Here is a 14754-nt window from a genome sequence, read left to right as displayed (position 1 = left end):
GACCGCGGTCCACCCTTACTGAACCAGGCCCGGTTTTCCCGGCCAGCCCAAAACTGCGCCTGTAGGAGCGCGCTTGCGCGCGAAGGAGCTGGACTCAGTACCAGCCCAACACCTCAAGCTTGTCCCCCAGCGGCTTGCGCATCTTCTTCAATGTCCGCTTGCTTGGATTCACCAGCTTCGCCGCATCGGCAGCCTTCAGCATCGCCAGGTCCGATACGGAATCGCCATACGCAACCGCCCATGGCCGGGCAATACCCGCCCTTTCCACCGCTTTCACCTTCATGGCATCCACGTTATGGCGCACGAAGTGCACGCCAAGGACACCACCGCGGACCTGCGATGCGATGAGTTCGGGGCCCTGCAGGTTCACCTCATCCAGGATGGCCTGTACCAGGGTGCCGTCGTTGCCAGTGACGATGACGACCCGGTCGCCCGCCTCGATGTGCCGGCGTAGTGTCGCCACGCCATCACGCACGAACACGCCCGGCCGGCGCGCGTACGTGCGTGCAAACTCGGTGACCAGGCGTTTGTAGTTTTTTTCACTGCGCCCGAACGTCACCACGCGCAGGAAGACGCGCCCCAGGATGCGCGTCCCGGCGGCGCTACGGATCATGAATGGCACGAACGGGAGCCACGGCAACGCCAGCAGGAGGCGCCACCGGCCAAAGCCGGAAAGCCGCTCGCGAAAGTACAGTTCCAACGTCTGGTGGCGGACGATCACGCCATCGAAATCGAACAGCGCGACGCGTCGTGCATCGCCGGCGGCGGTGTCTGGCCCCCCCGCCTCATTCCCCTGTGTCATGCCGTGCTCAGTGTTTGTGCGTGTGGGTCGGCGCGTGCTTGCCGAACAGTTTCTGCAGCTCCGCGCCCGGATCGGCCGCGCGCATGAACGCTTCGCCCACGAGGAACGTATGGATGCCCTTCTCGCGCAGGGTGCGCACGTCTTCCGGCGTGTGGATGCCGGATTCGGCGACGATGGCGGTATCGGGACCCACCCGATCCTTCAGCTTCAGCGAGGTGCCGAGCGAGGTCTCGAACGTGCGCAGGTTGCGGTTGTTCACGCCGATCAACGGTGCAGGCATGCCCAGCGCGATTTCGAGTTCTTCCTCGTTGTGCACTTCGACGAGTACATCCAGGTCGAGTTCGGCGGCGAGCAGCGACAGCTCGGTGAGCCGGCTTTCGTCGTACACCACCTCACCATCGCCGTACTTCGAACCGAACGCGGAGACGATCAGCAGGATGCAGTCGGCGCCGATGACGCGCGCTTCGTACACCTGATACTCGTCGATGATGAAATCCTTGCGCAGGATCGGCAGGTTGCAGGCTTCGCGGGCCTGGCGCAGGTAATCCTCGTGGCCCTGGAAGAAGTCGGCATCGGTGAGCACCGACAGGCAGGTAGCGCCGCCGGCTTCGTAACTGCGCGCGATGGCGGCGGGATCGAAATCGGGCCGGATCAGGCCCTTGGAAGGGCTGGCCTTCTTGACCTCGGCGATAACCGCGGGCTTGCCTTCATACAGGCGGGCATCGATGGCGGCGACGAAGCCACGAGTTTCCTCGAGGTCCGCGATCTGCGCAGCCAGGTCGTCCATCGTGCGCGTGCGGCTGCGCTCGGCGATCTCTTCCAGTTTGCGGTCGAGAATACGGTGGAGGATGTCGGGCATCGGTGTCGCTTCCTAGGGTAAGGCCGGGGGTGGGGTAACCCGACGATATCAGGCGCCGAGCCGCTGCGTCGCGGCCACGAATGCTTCCAATTTTACACGAGCCGCGCCGCTGGCAATGGTCGCCCGGGCCAGGTCGATACCCGCCTGGATGCTGGGGGCCACATCAGCGGTATACAGCGCCGCGCCCGCATTCAGGCAGACGATATCGTGGGGCACGCCGGGGACGCCAGAGATGGCATCCAGCAGCATGGCCCTGGATTCGTCCGCATTTTCGACACGAAGGTTGCGGCTGGAGGCCATGGACAGGCCAAAATCCTCCGGCTCCACCTCGTACTCGGTGACCTTGCCGTCGCGCAGCTCGCCCACCAGGGTGGCGGCGCCCAGCGAGATCTCGTCCATGCCGTCGCGGCCCCACACGACCAGCGCGTGCTTTGCGCCAAGGGCCTGCAGGACGCGCACCTGGATACCGACCAGGTCGGGATGGAAGACACCCATGAGGATGTTCTGAGCGCCTGCCGGATTCGTCAGCGGGCCCAGGATGTTGAAGATGGTGCGGACGCCCATTTCGCGGCGTACCGGCGAGACCACCTTCATCGCCGGATGGTGGTTGGGCGCGAACATGAAGCCGATATCGACCTCATCCATGCACACGGCCACCTGGGCCGGCAGCAGCTCGATGCGGGCGCCCAGCGCCTCCAGCACATCGGCACTGCCCGACTTGGATGACACGCTGCGGCCACCGTGCTTGGCCACGCGCGCACCAGCAGCCGCCGCCACGAACATGGATGCCGTGGAAATATTGAACGACGAGGCGCCATCACCACCGGTGCCCACGATATCGATGAAATGCGGGTGGGGCGTCGCCTCCACCTTCGCCGAGAGATCGCGCATCACGCGTGCCGCGCCGGTGATCTCGCCCACCGTTTCCTTCTTCACCCGCAGGCCGGTCAGGATCGCGGCCGTCATGAGCGGGCTCACGTCACCGCGCATGATCTGGTGCATGAGCTCGATCATCTCGTCATGGAAGATCTCGCGGTGTTCGATAGTGCGCTGGAGCGCCTCGGAAGGAGTGATCGGCATGGAGCGTCCCGGAACGTGGATCAGGCGGCGAGCGGCAGCGGCATGCCAAGGAAGTTACGCAGCAGGTCGTGGCCGTGCTGGGTAAGGATCGACTCGGGATGGAACTGCACGCCCTCGATATCGAGCGTGCGGTGGCGCAGGCCCATGATCTCGTCGATGGAACCGTCCTCGCGCTCGGTCCACGCGGTCACTTCCAGGCAATCGGGCACCGAATCCTTCTCGACCACAAGCGAGTGGTAACGGGTGGCCTCGAACGGGTTGGGCAGGCCGGCGAACACGCCCTTGCCCAGGTGCTTCACCGGGGAGGTCTTGCCGTGCATGATCTCGCGCGCCCGGATGACCTTGCCGCCAAACACCTGGCCGATGGCCTGGTGGCCCAGGCAAACGCCGAAGATGGGCAGCTCGCCGGCCAGTTCCTTCAGGATATCGATCGAGACACCCGAATCATCCGGTGTGCCCGGCCCCGGGGAAATCATGATCCGCGAGGGCTTAAGGGCCCGGATATCGGCCACGGTCAGCGCATCGTTCCGGACCACCTTGACCTCCTGCCCCAGCTCGCCGAGGTACTGGACGAGGTTGAAGGTAAAGGAGTCGTAGTTGTCGATCATGAGGAGCATGGCGGGGCCTGCCGGGTCTGAATCGGGGGTGGGCCTGCCATTCTAGCCTCCTCCTGCCCTACCCTGCTCACAATGCTTTCGCCCGCCGGGCGACAGGATGCCGCGCATGCGAAACCTCGACTTCAGTTCCTGGCAGGGCCTGCTATCCACCCTGGTGGGGCTCGCCATCATCACCCTGATCGGTGTCGGCATCCGCCTGCTGGCCATGCAGACCGTGCAGCAGCGGCGCGAGCGGGCAAACCGGCAGATCAATGAGCGGCTGCGCACACTGATCGCGGCCTACAAGACGCTAGGGGGATCGTTCACCGGGAACCTGGCGGTCGATCCGACGCACCTGCGGCAATTGCGCGAGCGCGGTGACGGGGATCCAGCCGCGGCGCTGCTGCTCTCGGCTGCTTCCGGCAATGACCGGGCGCGGCGTGTGCGTGATGCGGTGGAGGCGGCGCTTTCGGACATCGTGCTGCTGGGCACGGAGAAGCAGGTGGAGTTGGCGGCGCGTGCAGCCAATGAGCTCGTCGCCGGGCGGCCCATTCATACCGATGAGCTGGTGATCTCGCTGCGCGACTTCATCCGCGAGGTGCTCGATCTCGATCCCATTCCCACAAGCGTGCCGATTCCGAAGCAAGGCCCCGCGCGGACAGCCGGCCAGGGTGGCAAGGGCGGCGGTAGCGGTGAAGGCGGCGGTGGGAAAGGTGGCGGCGGCGCCGGAGGTGGCGGCGGCATGGGCGGAGGCGGCATGGGTGGCGGCATGGCCGCCGGTGCAGGCGCAGGCATCGGCATCGGCCACGGCTTGTCCTCCACCGACGATGACGAGCTATCGCCACACCGATAGAAAACCTGTAGGAGCGCGCTTGCGCGCGATCGGGTGGTGCGGGATTGCCGCACCTAACCGCGGCGCTTTCGACACCCCGATCGCGCGCAAGCGCGCTCCTACAACAGCTGCTTCGTTAGCTGATCTTCGCCAGAAGCTCTTCAGTCGACGTGGTTTCGCCAAGGCGCGGGAAGATGTTCTTGATGCTGTTCTCGTGCGCATCGGCCTTCAGATCGGCCATGGCATCGGTCACGAGCACCACGTTGTAACCCAGCTCGCTGGCATAACGTGCCGTGGATTCCACGCCGATGCTGGTGGCGATACCGAGGATCACGACCTGCTCCACGTTCAGGCCACGCAGCGTGCGGTCTAGGTCGGTGGTCTGGAACGCGCCCCAGCGCTTCTTTGTCACGACGTGATCGGTGGGCGCCTGCTCAAGCTCCGGCACGAAGGCCTTGAACGACGGATCCTGCGGGATCTGCGGTACGCCGCTATCGGTGCGACCAGGTGCGGCTGCATCCACGTTCACGAGAACGACGGGGCGGCGCGTATCGCGGAACGCACGGGCAATGGACGCCGCCTTGGCGACGACGGGCGCGGCGGGCGTCGCCACGGGGAGGCTCACGATGCCCTGCTGCAGGTCGATGACGATCAGCGCGGCGTTGGCGTCGAGTTGGGTAAGTGCCATGGGGATGCTCCTTCAGGAGTTGGGTTTGGAAACGTCATCCACACGCGGGAGCGTGCGGTCGAAAAAGGTGGCTACGAGCAGCAGCGCGGAAACGCCGGCCATGGCCGCGGCGAGGGCATGCAAGCCGTGGTCGGTGGGTTGGTGGCCGTAGCAGGCACCGATCACCGCCGTGGCGGCCATCGCGCCGACGTAAGAGAACGTGCGCTGCAGGCCCGAGGCCGTACCGATCTGCCCCGGCGGCGCCTGGATGTACACCGCCGCCTGCGTGGTCACGGACACGAGGCCCTGCGGAATGCCGAACGCCGCCACGGCGGCTGCCATCAACCACAAGGGTGATGTAGCGTCGATACACAGCAAGGCGATAGCGCCCGCAATGGAGCAGGCAAACGCGAGGAGGAACGGGCCGCGAAGGCCTTTGGTGCGCGCACCGGCGACGGAGCCGACGCCGGCAAGAATCGATAGTGGCAACGTAGCGATACCGGCTTGCGCCGCCGAATAGCCACCGGCGCCTTCCACCCACTGCGCGAAGCCGTAAAACACACAGTAGACAACGGTGAACGCCAGCGTCGCGCGAAGGTACGTGATGCTGAGCGGTTTGTGCTTCGCCAGCATGCGCAGATCGATGAACGGATCCGCGCGGCGGAGCGAGTGCCACGCCAGAAGAACAGCGCACACCGCGGCGACGGGCAACGCCATCCTGCGCGGGTGGTCAATGTCCAGCAGGAAGACCATGAGCGCAAGCAGGGCGCCAGAGAACAGCCCGATACCGGCGATGTCCAGCTCCTTCCACAACGAGCGGCGCTCCCTGCGCGGCGGATCCTTCGGTATCCACGCGAGCACCAGGAGGAGCGTGAGCAGCGCCAGCGGCACGTTCACGGTGAAGATCGCATGCCAACCGAAGGCACCCGTCAGTACACCACCGAGCACCGGGCCGACGGCCGCCGTGGCGACACCCATGAGCGAGAGTAGACCCATCGCCGTACGTGGCGGCGGGCTTCCCGTCGCGTCGGCACGCTCACGGAACAAGCGCATGGCCGATGGGTAAGCACCCGACGTACCGATACCGAGCAGCATGCGCACGACCACCAGCCAGCCCAGCGACGGCGCGACGCGGCCGCCGATACCGGCGATCATGACCAGCACGAGCGATGCCAGATACACGCGACGTGCGCCGACGAGGTCCGCGATGCGCCCCAGGGTCGGCTGCGCGACGGCACAGACCAGGTACAGCGCCGCAATCAGCCAGCCGGTCTGCGCGACACTCGCATGGAACTCCGTCGCGATCGGCACCAGGGCCGTGGCAATCATCGTGGAATTGATGGGGTTGAGGCAGGAGCCCAGTGCCAGGGGCAAAAGGAAGCGCACGCCAAAAGGATTGGCAGCGACAGCGCTGCCAGCGGCCGTGGTCACGCCGGATCCTGCGTGCTCGTTTCCGCCAGGTTCCGGATCACGCGGGCGGCGACCGCAAGGTCATCGCGATCGTGCGGCGACATGCGCGAGATCGCCTCGGACAGCCAGGCATGCTTTGCCGCCTTAACGCGGCGCCGCGCTTCAATGCCTTCTTCGGTCAGCGCATAAAGGAACTGCCGCCCATCCGTCGGGTGCGGCTCGCGTGCTACCAGCCCATCCTGCTCCATGGTCGCCAGCGTGACGCCCATCGATTGCGGCTTCACCGCCTCGGCCCGGGCGAGATCCGCGGTAGACGTAGGCCCGGAAGCCTCCAGCCGTGCCAGCACGGCTGCCTGCGACCAGGTCAGGCCGAGGTTGTTGGATTCGGCACGCACACGGCGCACAAGGAGGCCGCATGCAGTAAGCAGGTCACTGGCGGCGATATCGACGGGCGACGGCGGGGACTTGGGCATGCCATAAAGTTAAGGCCGGCCCGGCGTGATTGCAAGGTAAACTTGCAAGTTAGGCTTCGAACGTTCCTGCCGTCGCCTGACCGGTCAGCGCGACGGCTCGTATGCAATAACCAATAGTTGGGCGTCATCGCCAAACTATTGACGAATTCACGCATGGGTTGGCGCCTACGTAGCGATAAAGCCAACTACACCCTTGATCTACACGCATTAATTAGGCAGCTTCGTCACGGACGCGCAAACTATGAGCGAAACGCAACTGGTAGACATACGTGTTTGCCCTCGCTATCGCCGACTGTTTCGGCCCTCAACAAGATGGTATGAGGCTGCCGGACACCGCGCTTTAAGCTTACCTATCAAATCGTCATACCCAAGCAGGTTGCTCCATACATTGAACCTTTTGCCATCGCCACTTATCAAGACAGCTCGAGGGCTCCCTTGATTTCTGATGTCTCGGATTTCTTTTATCTCTGCATACTGCAAGGCTAGTCGCGCGACCAAACCAATTTTGATGGAAGTGGCATCGAGTCGGACTTCATACACTGACCAAGTCAATGCGCAGAAAGAAGCAGCAACTCCGACAAAGGCCGGAACGCCTGCGTCGCCTCCATGACTCCCACCGTAATAGGTCGCTTGGAGCGATAGAAATATTGCAAGGGCGAGCATCAAGAATGATACGCACAGGCACGGATAGATGAGGGTCTTCTCCATCTTGTAGACCTCACCAAGGGACTTGTATCTCGACCTCTCTCTCCCCCTTAGTACGGATACGACAGAGAGCAGGACCGCCACCGCAGCTGCCGAAAGCTCAAAATGCATATCAGTTCCTCAAGCCTGACCATCAGAGTACTTTGCATAAATAGCGCCCATGACTTCGACAAATGAAAGCAAGCCGGACGATATCCAGCTCGTCATATCGATTCGCTGCAAGTGCGGCCAAAATATCGCGACCGGCATCAGGGCAAATCCGACGGCTCCGAGAGAGGAAGACCACCAACCCCGTCGAGAAGCGAAACACCGGGTGCGTCCTCTCGGGAATGCCACGAGATCTCGAAAAGATAAGCTGCAGCAGCGCGTACGACGACGCCACCAGCATCGGGAAAAGAAAAGCTCGCAACATCGACTAATCCCTATGCTCTGCTGCTTTTGAGGAGCGCATAGTGACGCAATCCGTGCCGCACGCAAAGACGGCCGGGCTGATGAGCCCGGCCGTCCGATATCGCAATTTCCTGCGTTACTTCGTCGCCAACCGCCGGCTCCCCTGGAACCGGTTAGCCGGCACAGTCGCCGTGGTGGTCAACGCCAACGGCGTACCAAACGCGTCGGCCACGTTCGAAGCGGCGAAGCCGCTCCCCGTGCCCTGCCAATCCACGAGGCGGTTGTTCGCACCACGCCACAGGATGTCGGCGATGCCATCGCCGTCGTAATCACCAATGCCTGCCAGCGTTGCACCTGCCGGAATGGCCTGGCTCTTCTGCGCGGTGACCGCGAAGCCGTTTATGGTCCACCACGTGAGCTGCGTCCCCGCGGCATTGGTCCAGAGCAGGTCGGTGGTGCCGTTACCATCCACATCACCCACGCCCTGCAGCACCGCGCCCGCCGGGTGATCCGGCAACGCATGGGCCACGTAGCCATCGCGACGATCATCCACCCACACGGCGGTACCGTTGGAGCTGTTGCGGGTCCACACGATATCCGTGTAGCCGTCGCCATCCACATCGGCCAGCACCGGCACGCCACCGGCGATGCCCTGCTTCGGCCACGACTGGCCGGTCACGATGATGTCGTTCTGGGTGACCGGATCCAGGTCCAGGGCCCACCAGACGATTTCCGACGTGGCGGTATCGAACCACACCAGCTTCTGCACGCCACTGGCATCGTGGACGCCCACGCCCAGCAGTTTCCAGCCCGCCGGGATATCGCGGTTCACCACGAAGGTGAAGTAACCACCGGTACCGGTCGAGACCCACACATTGAGCTTGTGGTTCGCATCCATCAACAGAAGTTCGCCGGACTTCAATGACAAAGCGTCCAGTCCCGGCACGACGTCACCGTAACCCACCACGGTTAGCGACGGATCGATCGCCTGCGCCTGGTCGTACAGGCTGACGGCGCCCTTCATCGATACCGAGTGCAGCATGCCGCCATCGACATAGGCAAAGTCGCTGTAGCCATCGTTGGTGAACAGGTTATTCAACGAAAGGAAATCCGCCGGCACGGCATAATTCCGCTTGGCCGGGGCACTCCACGCCTTCACCGCGTCGGCCAGGTTGGCCGCGTTGATCGAGCCCAGGCCCGTGGCCATGCTGTAGCCCACGTTGGTCTTCCACGCCGGCACCAGCGTGTGCGTGGTGGTGTCGCCACCTTCCACGATGCCCACGACGTTATTGAGCTTGGTGCCGCTATCGCAGTTCACCGAGCCCGCCGCGCACGGCTGCACGATGTCGCCTTCGGTCACGTTGTTGAACACGCAGGTGGAAGCAATGGTGTTGCCGTTGCTCGAATTGCACGCGGTGAGCACTGTATTGTTCGGCGAACCGACCGTGCCGAACTGGCGTGCGGCGATACCGTAGAACGCCGGCAGCGGGTTACCGACGCGGTCGCCATTCACCTGGTTGAGCAGCGCCTGCACCCCCGCCATGGCCGGCGCGGCGAACGAGGTACCGCCGGCCGAATTGGCGAACACCGAATCCGGATCGCGGAAGTCGCACGCCGTCCCGCCGTTGTCGGTATCCGACATGCAGAAGACCAGCGCGTGGCCATAGATGCCATTGGCCGAGAACAGCGAGATATCCGGGATGGTGCGCGAGGTGTGGTTGGTGGAACCGTGGATGCCGATCTGCGCTTCCGGCTGGGCGAACAACGTGCTGGGGCCACCGCCGCCGCCACCGACCTGCAGGAAGTCCGAACCACGGCCCTGGTCGTCGTTACAGGCGGTGATGCCGTCCTGGTAACCCAGCAAGGTGTACAGATGGCTGCTGGCGCAGCTGTTGTTCCAGGTCATCTCCGGGATATAGGTTACCGCCGACTGGTACTTCGGCAGGTTGGTCGAGGTCCAGTACGTCGACAGCTTGCCGCGATCGTTGAAGTCGGTGCCACCAATCGCTACGGCGGAGGTGGATGAGGCAAGGCCGTTGATCGCGGCACCGTTCTGCGACCAGAACAACGCACCCTGGTCACACTGGGTGGATCCGCCATCACCCGACGAGACATACACGGTCACGCCCTGCGCCGCGGCGGACGACCAGAGGATGTCGGCGAGGTAGGCGTCTGAGGCATCCGCGCTCTCACACGCGCCGTAGCTGAGGCTCCAGATCGGCGGCGGCAGGCCCGTCGTCGTATCCAGCAGGCGTGCGGCGGCCATGAACGGACCGAAGGTGGCACCCGAGTCGGCACACGATGCCAGGACGATGTCCGCATCTGGCGCAGCGGCACCGGCCCACTCGGCATCGAGCGCGGCTTCGCCCTCATCGCCGTTCAGACCCGGATCCGCGCACGGAGCGCCCTCCGCGCCGCTGGGATGGAGGATGGAGAACGTACCGCGCGCATCGTTGGGCAGGAATGCCGCACGGAAATGCGCTACATCGTCCGGCTGCACGTTGGTGCGTTCGAGCACCACGATGCTCTGGCCCGCGCCGCGCACCGGTGTATCGCGCTGCCAGAGCGGCTTCACGTTGTACACGGTGTTAAAGTCGGCCGGCACCATGTCATAGGTGGTGTTCGGATCGGTGGTGCCCGGCGGCACGGTGAAGTCCGGGTTGTCGGCCGCGGCCGTGCTCCACTTGCCATGTTTCGTGTCAAAGCGTGCCTTGGCGATGGCCGTGTGCTGCGGCACGGGGAAGAAGTTGTGCAACGACACGCCCTGGACGATCGGCGTCAGCGCCGAAGGGACGTGCGCATCCGTCGCATTGGCGAAATGCTGCTTGCCGTCGGCCTGATAGGCATGGATCTCGGTAGCAAAAGCCTTCGCCACGGCGGCTGCGTTGCCCGACACGGACACACGCATGCGATCCTGCGATACGCCATTGACGGTGAGACCCTGCCCCTGCAACCACTGGCGCACCGCCTGGACATCCTGCGTGGATGGCCCGAAGCGTTCACCGATCTGCTTGCCGGTCAGCCATTGGTGGAAGTCGGGCGAGGCGGGATTCGTCTGGCGCGCCAGCAGGGCGCGGAAGGCCTTCTCGTGGTCATCGTCGCGCTTGAGCACCAGCGTGATGTTGCTGATCGCCTGGCTGGACGGCACGGCGCCTGCGTCTTTCGCTGCAAGTGCCTGGCGTGGGCGCGAGCCGGCGATCGCCGCGGTGCTCGCACCGCTTATGTTGGACGTGAGCCGCGGTGTCGCCGGGTTGGCGGCGGATTTCACAGACGTACTGAAATCGGCCGCGGCAATGGGTAACGACAGGGCGCAACCTGCCGTCAGGCTCGCGAACGCGAGCCATGCTGAAAACCTGCAAGACATGCAATGAACTCCCTTGGGCGAAGTGAAGGATCTCCGCCGAGCTCCCTGCTCCCCATCCGGGCTCCCCACAGACACTGCCTGGCGTCAGAGTGATCAGCACTAGCAAATTACGATGCCTGCGCATGCACAGGTTTGACGCAGGTCACATTTGGCCGTCCAAATGTGCGAACCCGCGCAACAACGCAATTTTGTACGCTTAACGAACGCGCGTTCGTTCAGCTTTGTGCAACGCGTTTGTCATCGCATCGAGGCGCGCGGCGAGCAACGCATGCAACTCACGAACCGCCGGGGAAAATTGACGCCTGTGCGGGCATACGAGGCTTAATGGCGCTGCTTCGCCCGGTTGATCGGGCAGCAACACGTCGAGACGACCGGCGATGACATCCTCGCGTACGTCGAGCCACGATTTGTACGCGATACCACGACCGTCCACTGCCCAGCGCCTTGCCACATCACCGTCGTCGCACAGCAAGCCGCCACGCACGGTGATCTGCCGGCGCCCCTCCGGTGCGGGAAATATCCAGCGGTCGTACGTCTTGCCGCTCAGCGAATACAGCAGGCAACGGTGGGACACGAGGTCGTCGAGCGTTTGCAGGCGCCCGTGCTCAGCGATGTACGCAGGCGACGCCACGAGCACGCGCCGGTTATCCGCCACCAATGGCAGTGCCACGTAGCTGGCGTTGTCGGGGACACCGTAGCGGATGGCGATATCGACCGGATCGCGAAACACATCGGTCACCGAATCGGAGAGGAAGACCTTCAGGACCAGATCAGGGTGTTGATCACGAAAATCGGAGAGCCAGGGGAGCAGGACGTTCCTGCCGATGTCCGATGGCGCGGCGACGCGCAGGGTCCCTTGCAACGTACGTTGCTCGCCGTGCAACTGCTCGCGGCCTTCGCGCAGCATGGCCAGCGCCTCCTCCGCATAGGGTAGGTAACGTGCGCCCTCCTCCGTCAGCTTCAGGCTGCGCGTGGACCGTGCGAACAGCCGGATTCCCACCTGTTCCTCCAGGCGCTGGATAGCGACGCTGACCTGGCCAGGCGCCAGGGAGGCCTCGCGGGCGGCACTCGAGAAGCTGCCCAGCGCCGCCGCGCGTACAAAGAGCTCAAGATCGTCGGTTTTGATCATTTGTATGAAAACCGGATAAGTCCTGGCGGAGTTTATGGCTTTTTCCACAAACGCGGAGCACCGATGCTAAATGCCCGGCCACCCCAAGGACCCATCATGAAAGCCATCGTCTACACCCAGAGCGGCCTGCCGGCCACCGATCCGCACTCCCTGACCGAGATGGACCTGCCGACACCCGTACCCGGCCCACGCGATCTGCTGGTGCGTATTCATGCCGTATCGGTGAACCCTGTCGACACCAAGCTCCGCCGCGGCAGCCCCACCGACACGCCGCGCATCCTCGGGTGGGACGCTGCTGGTGTCGTCGAGGCGATCGGCCCCGGGGTCACCCTGTTCAAGCCGGGCGACGAGGTCTGGTACGCCGGCTCCATCGCGCGCCCTGGCTCCTATGCCGAGTTCGGGCTGGTCGACGAACGCATCGCCGCGCTGAAACCCACATCGCTGTCGTTCGGCGATGCGGCCGCACTGCCCCTCACCTCACTCACCGCATGGGAGCTACTGTTCGATCGGCTGGAGGTAAAGCCCGATGACGAAGGGGAATTGCTGATCGTGGGCGCCGCTGGCGGCGTCGGCTCCATCCTTACCCAGCTTGCATCTCGGCTCACGAAGCTGCGCGTGATTGGTACGGCCTCGCGCGCCGACACCCGCGAATGGGTGCGCAAGCTGGGCGCCCATGACGTGATCGACCACAGCCAACCGCTTCTCGAGGGCCTGCGCGCCGCCGGTGTGCCACAGGTCCGCTACGTCGCCGGCCTGACCCACACGGCATCACATTACCCGCAATTGATCGAAGCCCTGGCCCCGCAAGGCAAGCTTGGCCTGATCGATGACCCGGAGGTGCTCGACGTGGTGCCATTGAAGCGCAAGGCCATCTCGCTGCATTGGGAACTGATGTTCACGCGCTCGCTGTTCGAGACGAATGACATGATCCGGCAGCATCAAATCCTGACCGACGTCGCCCGGCTTATCGACGACGGCACCCTCAAGACGACGCTGGGCGAACACATGGGCAAGATCAGCGCCGAGAACCTGCGCAAGGCCCATGCGCTGGTCGAGAGTGGCCGCGCACGGGGGAAGCTCGTCCTCGAAGGCTTCTGAATCCGTCCGCGTTGGCTCACTCACGCGTGGCGCAGCCGCCTGCGCCACGCCCCGGGAGGCACACCAACCAGTCGCGTGAAAACACGAGTGAAATGGCTTTGTTCGGAGAAGCCGCACATCAGCGCAATATCGGTCAGCGATACGTTCGCATCGGGTAGCAACCCTTTGGCGCGCTCAACGCGGCGCTGCAAGATCCATTGCCGCGGTGAGATACCGTGAGTGATGCGGAACGCGCGGGTGAAGTGGCCCGACGACATGCCGAAGAGCGCAGCGACCTCGGCCGAGGTGAATGCGGAATCGAGTCGATCGTCCATCCAGGTCGTCGCGCGTTCGCTCTGCCAGGGCGCGAGGCCACCGGGGATGCGCCACGCCACAGTATCGACGCGACCCGGCGCGTGCGCTGCGCGCAGCGCCAACGCTACCTCGGCGAATACCGCGCCAGCGAAAAGATGCTGGTCGGCCAGCTTCGCCAGCAAGGCACACAGGGTATCGACGGGCGCGCGTTGCGCACGGTCGCATCGTTCAGGGCACTCCCTGAGCAGGATGCCCCACTCCGCCTCGGCCGCACCGTAGGCAACCAACATGGGTAAAGTGCCAGCGCTCCCCGGATAGTCGAGCACGTCCAGGGCCTGGCGCGCCTGCAGCGCGGCGAGCGTGCGATCCAGGAAAGCGTCGGAGCGGCAGGTCGTGGACAGCCCGTTCGGATCGACGAGGAAGCCAAGACGCGGTTCTACGGATGTTGCGAGTTGCATCATTCAGATAATCGTTGAAGCTCGCGATCATCGTCTCCGCAACACCTTGCACGCACAAGGAAAATGACGTTGCTATCAAGGCAACGCCAAGTTTCCTCAATCGATAGCGTGGCCACGCGCCATGCCCTCATTCGCCACTGGCACGACGCATGGTGGCGCATAATGGCTGCCTCGTCCGCCCAAGGAACCCCTTCTCATGCCCTCTCTCGGCGCCCTCACCTTCCTGGTCCACGACTACGATGAAGCCATCGCGTTCTTCACCAAGGCGCTGCGCTTCGATCTGGTGGAAGATACACCGCAGGGTAACGACAAGCGCTGGGTAACCGTCGCGCCGCGGGGCTCCCAGGGCACGCGACTGCTCCTGGCTCGCGCCATCAATGATGAGCAACGCGCGCACGTTGGCAAGCAAGGCGGCGGCCGCGTATTCCTTTTTCTGGAGACAGATGACTTCGCAGGCGATCATGCGCACATGCTCGCTCACGGCGTACGTTTTCGTGAGGAGCCGCGCCACGAGGTGTACGGCAGCGTCGTGGTGTTTGAAGACCTCTACGGCAACGGCTGGGATCTGATCCAGCCAAAGCGCCAGAGGGCATGAGC

13 protein-coding genes are annotated in these 14754 nt (G+C 64.0%); 3 read left to right on the top strand and 10 right to left on the bottom strand.

The window, feature by feature from the left end:
* Positions 1 to 94: 94 nt before the first annotated feature.
* From L2Y97_RS02405 to L2Y97_RS02390, 4 genes are read right to left on the bottom strand one after another with little or no spacing between them, the layout of a single operon-like run.
* Positions 95 to 802 (bottom strand): haloacid dehalogenase-like hydrolase, encoded by a 708-nt coding sequence (locus tag L2Y97_RS02405; protein ID WP_247432508.1) that lies wholly within the window; start codon positions 800 to 802, stop codon positions 95 to 97.
* Between the two features lie 7 nt (positions 803 to 809).
* Complete coding sequence (gene trpC / locus L2Y97_RS02400; protein WP_247432505.1) at positions 810 to 1661, bottom strand: indole-3-glycerol phosphate synthase TrpC; 852 nt, start codon at positions 1659 to 1661, stop codon at positions 810 to 812.
* A gap of 48 nt (positions 1662 to 1709) precedes the next feature.
* Positions 1710 to 2741 (bottom strand): anthranilate phosphoribosyltransferase, encoded by a 1032-nt coding sequence (gene trpD / locus L2Y97_RS02395; protein WP_247432502.1) that lies wholly within the window; start codon positions 2739 to 2741, stop codon positions 1710 to 1712.
* A gap of 20 nt (positions 2742 to 2761) precedes the next feature.
* Positions 2762 to 3358 carry an anthranilate synthase component II gene (locus L2Y97_RS02390; protein ID WP_139979323.1) on the bottom strand — a complete coding sequence of 199 codons (597 nt, stop codon included), beginning with the start codon at positions 3356 to 3358 and terminating at the stop codon, positions 2762 to 2764.
* A 106-nt stretch (positions 3359 to 3464) separates the two neighbouring features.
* On the opposite strand from L2Y97_RS02390, the gene L2Y97_RS02385 reads away from it, so the two are divergent.
* The gene (locus L2Y97_RS02385) at positions 3465 to 4190 is read left to right on the top strand and encodes a hypothetical protein (protein WP_247432499.1); all 726 of its coding nucleotides are present in this window, start codon (positions 3465 to 3467) and stop codon (positions 4188 to 4190) included.
* A 115-nt stretch (positions 4191 to 4305) separates the two neighbouring features.
* Here L2Y97_RS02385 and L2Y97_RS02380 read toward each other — a convergent pair whose 3' ends face one another.
* The 5 genes from L2Y97_RS02380 to L2Y97_RS02360 all read right to left on the bottom strand — a co-directional run bounded on the left by L2Y97_RS02380 (position 4306) and on the right by L2Y97_RS02360 (position 12307).
* Positions 4306 to 4857, bottom strand: a complete 552-nt coding sequence (locus L2Y97_RS02380; RefSeq protein ID WP_247432498.1) for an isochorismatase family protein — start codon at positions 4855 to 4857, stop codon at positions 4306 to 4308.
* A gap of 12 nt (positions 4858 to 4869) precedes the next feature.
* Positions 4870 to 6267, bottom strand: a complete 1398-nt coding sequence (locus L2Y97_RS02375) for an MFS transporter (protein WP_247432495.1) — start codon at positions 6265 to 6267, stop codon at positions 4870 to 4872.
* Entirely contained in the window at positions 6264 to 6719 is a 456-nt protein-coding gene (locus L2Y97_RS02370) for a MarR family winged helix-turn-helix transcriptional regulator (RefSeq protein WP_247432492.1), read from the bottom strand. The genes L2Y97_RS02375 and L2Y97_RS02370 overlap by 4 nt, the downstream gene beginning before the upstream one ends.
* A gap of 1231 nt (positions 6720 to 7950) precedes the next feature.
* Positions 7951 to 11178 carry a protease pro-enzyme activation domain-containing protein gene (locus L2Y97_RS02365; RefSeq protein WP_247432489.1) on the bottom strand — a complete coding sequence of 1076 codons (3228 nt, stop codon included), beginning with the start codon at positions 11176 to 11178 and terminating at the stop codon, positions 7951 to 7953.
* Between the two features lie 196 nt (positions 11179 to 11374).
* Positions 11375 to 12307: a LysR family transcriptional regulator gene (locus L2Y97_RS02360; RefSeq protein WP_247432486.1), complete on the bottom strand. Its 933-nt coding sequence runs from the start codon at positions 12305 to 12307 to the stop codon at positions 11375 to 11377.
* Positions 12308 to 12403: 96 nt separating this feature from the next.
* Between L2Y97_RS02360 and L2Y97_RS02355 the strand changes: the two genes are divergently transcribed.
* Entirely contained in the window at positions 12404 to 13405 is a 1002-nt protein-coding gene (locus tag L2Y97_RS02355) for a zinc-binding alcohol dehydrogenase family protein (protein ID WP_247432483.1), read from the top strand.
* A gap of 20 nt (positions 13406 to 13425) precedes the next feature.
* On the opposite strand, the gene L2Y97_RS02350 is transcribed toward L2Y97_RS02355, so the two are convergent.
* Positions 13426 to 14160 (bottom strand): helix-turn-helix transcriptional regulator, encoded by a 735-nt coding sequence (locus tag L2Y97_RS02350; RefSeq protein ID WP_247432480.1) that lies wholly within the window; start codon positions 14158 to 14160, stop codon positions 13426 to 13428.
* A 193-nt stretch (positions 14161 to 14353) separates the two neighbouring features.
* Here L2Y97_RS02350 and L2Y97_RS02345 point away from each other — a divergent pair, with 193 nt between their 5' ends.
* Positions 14354 to 14752: a VOC family protein gene (locus L2Y97_RS02345; protein WP_247432477.1), complete on the top strand. Its 399-nt coding sequence runs from the start codon at positions 14354 to 14356 to the stop codon at positions 14750 to 14752.
* The last annotated feature ends 2 nt before the right edge of the window (positions 14753 to 14754 follow it).

The organism is Luteibacter aegosomatissinici, assembly GCF_023078495.1.
GTDB lineage: Bacteria > Pseudomonadota > Gammaproteobacteria > Xanthomonadales > Rhodanobacteraceae > Luteibacter > Luteibacter aegosomatissinici.
The sequence above is the reverse complement of the archived record's forward strand: the minus strand, read 5'-3'. Positions and strand labels throughout refer to the sequence as shown.